A 6,033-nucleotide genomic window follows, 5' to 3' on the forward strand; every position below is an offset into this window, starting at 1 on the left:
TTAATAACGTATTACTTTCTTAAAAGAGGGAAACTATGAAAGATAGTAATTTACAAAACAATAATGAAAATACTCCCATCAATGATAACGATAATGTCTCTTTAAACGAAAATACTTGTTTAAAAGCCATTTCTTATGAACAAGCCTTGCAACAAAATGGTTGGGGGCAATTACAACCGATTGCTACGGCTCTCTTACCCGTCGAGCCTTTTAAAATATTCCTGCTTCCAACACCATTAATAAACTATGTTTATGACGTTGCTGATATTCAACAATCTTCTATCGATTTTGTTGCTGTTTCTGCTTTATGTGGATTGTCTGCTGTCATTGGAAATGGCGTGCGGGTTTCTCCAAAACAACATGCCAATTGGAAAATTGTTCCTAATCTCTGGGGTGCCATTGTGGGGGAACCTTCAACTATGAAAACAGATACCATGGAAGCTGCTTTAGCACCTCTTGATGTTTTTCAAGAGGAATGGCATCAAGAATGGTTAAAGAAGAAAAAACAGCAAGAAACAAAAGATATTCTTATTGAATTAGACAAAAGAGAAAAGAAAAAACAAGCCTACAAAGCACTCAAAGATCAAGACGAGGAACAAGCCCTTGCTCTTCTTTCTCAATCTCTTGAACATAAAGAAAGTGAGGAAGATGACACGCTTAATAAACGACGTCTTATTGTCAACGATGTGACCGTCGAAAAGCTTGGGGAATTGTTAAAAGAAAACCCCCGTGGTCTCTTGTTGGTTCGTGATGAATTATCTGGTTTTTTATCCGATTTGGAACGGAAGGAATATCAATCAGACCGTTCTTTTTATCTAACAGCTTTTAATGGCAAAAAATCATACACCTATGACCGTATAGGACGTGGAACCATTTTTATTCCCAATGCAACCATTTCCATTATTGGGGGCATTCAACCTTCACGGATTATTCCCATTATTCAAGCAATGCACCATGGAACAAATAATGACGGCTTATTGCAACGATTTCAAATGCTGGTGTGGCCCGATGAACGAAAAGAGCGGTTATGGGTTGATAGACCTCCCAATCAAAAGGCATGGGAAAGTTATCAAGGAATTTTTCGTTCTCTTTATGATAAACCATTAGGATCACCAAAACACCCTATTACCATACGCTTTTCTGCTGAAGCTCAAGAAATGTTTCGTGTATGGTGGGAAAATTTTCAAAGAACAATCAAAGGAGGTCATTTCTCATCAAGTTTACAAGCGCATCTTTTGAAAATGAATAAAACCATACCAACCCTTGCATTGATTTTTGAATTGAGTGAAGGGGGGCGTTTTGAAATCAATAGAGATGCCCTTGAGAGAGCCTTATATTGGGAAGAATATCTGATAAGTCATGCAAAACGTCTTTATGCGGCGAATGATACATTAACAGCAGAGCGTGCAAAATTAATTGTAGAGCGCTGTGATCTTTTACCCAATGTTTTTACGGCAAGAGATATCTATAGACGGTGTTGGAGATCTTTAAAAGACAATGGAGCCGTTAAGCAAGCTTTAGAGCTTTTATGTCGTTGTAACTATATTCGTGAATTTCCTATAGAGGGGAATGAATTAGGTCGGCGTCCTGATAGACGGTATGAATGGCATCCTTTGGTTAAAAACAACAGCATAAAACAATAAAAAAATCTCTTTTGAAGTCTTTAAGACAACCACGCAAAACTCTTTTTATGGCATTCTCATCAAGGAACTTTTTTCCAAAAGCAAATGATCTGAGTGACCTTATCAGAAGAGTTTTGTCAGTCTTGTCAGTTCTTTTTAGAACCTATATCATTTTTTTTAAATGAGAGAAAATTAAAATCATTATATTTCAATATGTTAGCATTTTAACGATACAACCTATATCGACAATACAACCTTAAATACAATCAATAATATATATTTGTCAGTTTGTGTCTGTAAATTGAACTAACAAACTAGATTATTTTAGTGACTCATAAAATCTATCAAAATAATCATTATGATATTTTAAAAGCACATGCTTCATTTGTCTTTTTCCATAAAATAAACAGCAAATTTCACTATTTTGCTGATCTGATCTCTCTCATGGGCTGCGGATAAACAGCATTTAAAAACTCTTTTGAAAAAAAATATCGGTTTTTTTAGCATTTTTCTGCATTTTTTCTCAATTCATTCAAAATGGATTTAATAAGCTTCATTTTAATTCTTTTGAAGAGACTTAAACCCCTTATACGAAAACGGAGCTCTGTTGTAACAGGGCGTGAACTAGATCATTTGCACGTGAATTATGAAACTGTAAAACCTTATCCCGTAACCTTTAAAAAAGGTAATCCAAAAGTTACAGAGATCTCTAATCCAGAAAAATTCTATTACGTGACTGAAATGAAATTCGCAAAAACAGGTAAAGAGAAAGATAAAACCACTGTTATTTATAATAACAATATCACAATAACAGATATCCCTCTTGACGCTTGTGAGTATATCGTTAATGGTAAATCCGCTCTTGAATGGGTTATGGGGCGTCAATGTGTTAAGACTGATAAAAAGAGTGGCATTGTTAATGATGCCAATCGTTATGCTGTTGAAACCATTGGCAACCCTGCCTACCCTCTAGAGTTATTTCAGAGGGTTATTACCATAAGTTTAGAGACAATGAAAATTGTTAAGAACCTACCAAAATTGGAAATAAGAGAAACTGAATAACTTAAAAGCATGCTCACATAATGGGTATGATAAACTCATAAGGGGTATAAGGTTTTATACCTATAGGTTCTTATATCCCTTTTATAAATTGCTGACATACAATCTTTAAAAGGATAATTTATCATACGTTATTTAAAAAGAAGAAACTTGCACTTTTAGATACTCTTATTTACATTGCCTTTAAAAGATTAAACCGTAATCTAAAATGATAGCTTTATTGTTATCAGAAGCTTTATTTAAAGAGGGTTATGTATATTCATTTTCTTATATTACTTATAGGTTTTGAATGTTTCTACCCCCCCAAAACCCTTACAAAACATAGAGCATTAGTTGAATTTATAGGTTGTACTATTGATATAGGTTGTTTTTTGAAAAATTGATAAAAAATAACATATTGAAATATAATGACTTTTATTTTTTATTGAAAAATATGTAAAGGGGGGCGTAAAAAGCACCTCCAAAACTCATAACCATAATGGTCTTGATAGCATTTATTATGATTATAATCCCTTTCTTTTGAAAGGCTTTAAAAGATCACATACTCTCATAAGACATGTTTTAATCATTCACTAAATGATCACTTTTGTCGATTCAATGTACTGACATAAACTGACAAATATATATTTACAGTTGTATTTATTTGTTATGGCTGTTTTAATAAGTTGTATTTTGAAAAATTCATAAAACTTAACTTATTGAAATATAATGATTTTAATTTTCTCTCATTAAAAAAAATGATATAGGTTCTAAAAAGAACTGACAAAAATGACAAAAGTTTATTAAAAGGGATTTTGCTCATCTCTATAATGATCAGTTTCTATTGAGATGTTTTCATAACAGGCAATAAATCACAATTATCCTATTTATCGTTTCTCTTATGAAACTGAAAAATGATGCCATGGCTATAAAGAACATAACAGCTATAGAGAAAGCAAAAATGCAAATGAAAGCATTTGTTATAAAGACAGTCCCTATAAAGGCTGTTAAGTCTAAAATGTGTTATTAAAAGAAATTAACAGAAATCTTAAAAGCCATTTAGTGACAAAATTGATAGGTTATAAAGTTTAAAATACGCATTATGAGAGCGTTTCTAAATATTATAAATGTATAGATTCAGAAAATAACGCAATCGTTTCATAAAACCTATAATATAGCTTTAAAAGCACATAAATATAAAAGAAGCAATTAATAAGCATAAGATATTATCAATACACAACGTATTTAAAAAAATACAAAAAAGATAAAATATTGTTTGACAATAAATACGTATTTTGTTATATAAATAATCAAGTGATAGAAACACTTAGTGATTAGCGGATAGGTTACGAAACAGCCTCTCCCATGCCTTTAAAATACTGACTTTCTTTTATGCTTTTGTTAGTATATGAGAATTTTGTCGGGTGTGGTTATGCCATACAATACCCTTTCAAGGGGAAAGCATACAGCGGACTAATCACCGTGTTTCTAGCGCCCGACGCCCATTAGGGGGTCAATAGAAACCTTTTATGATTAGAAAGAATTTAAAATGACAAATTCAAACACCCCCCCCGTTATCTCTTCTATTTCAAATGAAACTGTGCTTGTTAATAAACAAAATCCTGCAAAAAAATACGAATTTATTGATGATTGTGAATATATCGATGGTCATTTCTTAACTCGAATTAGAGCCTTAAGAGATTTTGATGATGTCAAAAAAGGCGATTTAGGGGGGTATATTGAAAATGAAAACAACTTATCTCATGAGGGTAATTGCTGGGTGTATAATAAAGCTCGGGTCTTTCAAAATGCACGCGTCTTTGGAAATGCTAAAGTAAAAAGCTTTTTTGTTGATGTCTATGGTAATGCGCAAATTTATGGGAATGCTATTTTTGAAGGTATGACATTAAAGGACAATGCAAAACTGTCTGGTAATGCGCATGCTAGCAACGCCGTTGTAATTGAAGGCAATGCACAAATTTATGATAACGCCCGTGTCACTGATCATGCTCATATTTCCGATAATGCTGTCATTTGTGATGATGCTCATGTCGGAGGCAATGCAAAAATAAGTGGCTCTGCTTACATTTGTGATGAATCACGTGTTTTTGATGATGCCGTTATTTGTGATGCTCTTATCTCTGGTTCTTCATATATTCATAGCAATGCCTCTTTAACAGCTAATGAAGATATCTGTGATGATGCATATCCTGAGTTTGGGAGCGAAGATGATTATTATCGTCATGAGTATTATGCTGATTTTGAAGGGTATTATGACGATGATAATGACAGCGAATATGAAAGTGATGCTGCGTAAATGACACGCGCGGGCGCGGCGGGGGCGCCCTCCTTTAAACATCTCATTTAAAAATTTAAATCTCTATAAAGGAATTGTGCTCATGCAAAAGAAGTTTGCACTCACAAATGAAACGCGTGTAATTAATAATCATACCCTTTATCGCATTAAAGCATTAAAAGACTTTGCTGATGTTAAAGCAGGTACTTTAGGGGGCTTTATTGAAAAGGAAGATAACCTCTCTCATGATGGCAATTGCTGGGTTTATGATAATGCTTGTGTTGTAAAATCTGGTCGTGTTTATGAAAATGCAAGGGTATATGGCAATGCTGCCATTGGTGGTTTTGTTTATGGCAATGCGCATGTATATGATAAAACCCGCGTGTATTTTGGAGCTCATGTTTATGATAATGCGCATCTTTCTGATAAGGTGTGGGTTTATCAATATGCAAGGGTTTATGGCAATGCAAAATTATCAGGAAATGCTCGTATTCATAGCAAGGCGGTAGTTTATGATCATGCTGTTATCAGTGGCGCTGCTAAAATTTATGGCAAGGTTTATGGCAATGCTAGCGTGGGTGGGTATGTTAAGGTCTATGGTTCTGTTTATGGGAATGCAAAAGTGACTGGTTATCACACCATTAGAGGTTTGGTACATGGCAATGCAAGGTTAAAAAGAGATGGTTATTCATATGTCAAACAAAACTTTTATTATGCATATGGAATTCCTGAAGATTGTGAAATTTATGAAAACGATACCGTTGTAAAGATTATTGAAAATAACGCTGCGTAAAGACGCGCGGGCGCGGCGGGGGCGCCTGCTTTCCAACCCAATTTTTCCATTTCAAATTTTATCAAATGTTTATCACATTAAATTGTGAGGGTATCTCTATGTGCAAAAAATACGAATTAACCAGTGAAATCAAAAAAATCAAACATGCTCTTACTCGAAATATTATAAGCCTTTATCGCATTAAAGCTTTAAAAGATTTTGATGATGTAAAGGCGGGGTCTTTAGGCGGCTTTATTGAAAAGGAAGTTAACCTATCCCATGATGGCAATTGCTGGGTGTATGAT

Annotated in this window: 3 protein-coding genes and 2 pseudogenes; all 5 read left to right on the plus strand. The window is 33.9% G+C overall.

Annotation, left to right across the window (positions count from 1 at the left end):
- Positions 1-35: 35 nt before the first annotated feature.
- Complete coding sequence (locus ACFIJK_RS08650) at positions 36-1,643, plus strand: YfjI family protein (RefSeq protein WP_375627514.1); 1,608 nt, start codon at positions 36-38, stop codon at positions 1,641-1,643.
- A gap of 585 nt (positions 1,644-2,228) precedes the next feature.
- Positions 2,229-2,684 (plus strand): annotated as a pseudogene (locus ACFIJK_RS08655) (type ISP restriction/modification enzyme); the annotation flags it as partial.
- A gap of 1,525 nt (positions 2,685-4,209) precedes the next feature.
- Positions 4,210-4,977: a hypothetical protein gene (locus ACFIJK_RS08660; RefSeq protein ID WP_375627515.1), complete on the plus strand. Its 768-nt coding sequence runs from the start codon at positions 4,210-4,212 to the stop codon at positions 4,975-4,977.
- Positions 4,978-5,059: 82 nt separating this feature from the next.
- Positions 5,060-5,749 carry a hypothetical protein gene (locus tag ACFIJK_RS08665; RefSeq protein ID WP_375627516.1) on the plus strand — a complete coding sequence of 230 codons (690 nt, stop codon included), beginning with the start codon at positions 5,060-5,062 and terminating at the stop codon, positions 5,747-5,749.
- Between the two features lie 98 nt (positions 5,750-5,847).
- Positions 5,848-6,033: pseudogene (locus tag ACFIJK_RS08670) on the plus strand (hypothetical protein); the annotation flags it as partial.

This window comes from Bartonella sp. PS17NMGDW, assembly GCF_042193555.1.
In the GTDB taxonomy this organism is placed as follows: domain Bacteria; phylum Pseudomonadota; class Alphaproteobacteria; order Rhizobiales; family Rhizobiaceae; genus Bartonella; species Bartonella grahamii.